The organism is Halomonas sp. SIMBA_159, from assembly GCF_046536035.1.
GTDB classification, from domain to species: Bacteria; Pseudomonadota; Gammaproteobacteria; order Pseudomonadales; family Halomonadaceae; genus Vreelandella; species Vreelandella venusta_A.
In genome coordinates this window covers 1-276 of record NZ_JAWJBT010000466.1, presented here as the reverse complement: position 1 = coordinate 276, position 276 = coordinate 1, and the positions used below count along the sequence as shown (strand labels likewise).

1 protein-coding gene is annotated in these 276 nt (G+C 48.2%); it reads right to left on the bottom strand.

Annotation, left to right across the window (positions count from 1 at the left end):
* Positions 1-32: 32 nt before the first annotated feature.
* Positions 33-276: class I SAM-dependent methyltransferase (locus R0J87_RS20040; RefSeq protein ID WP_498888446.1), on the bottom strand; the 244-nt coding region annotated here is incomplete at its 5' end.

Here is a 276-nt window from a genome sequence, read left to right as displayed (position 1 = left end):
AGCACAGAATAACTGAGGCAGTAAGGGTAACATCAGAACTTATAACCACGGTGCAGGGCGACAATGCCGCCGGTGAGATTGTGGTAACTTACCTCTGCAAAGCCCGCCGTCTGCATCATGCCTTTCAAGGTTTCCTGATCGGGATGCATCCTTATAGACTCTGCCAGATACTGGTAGCTTTCTTTATCATTTGCTACCAGTTGCCCCATGGCGGGTAACAGCTTAAACGAATATAAATCGTACGCTTTGCTCAGCCAGTCATGCTCAGGTTTAGAG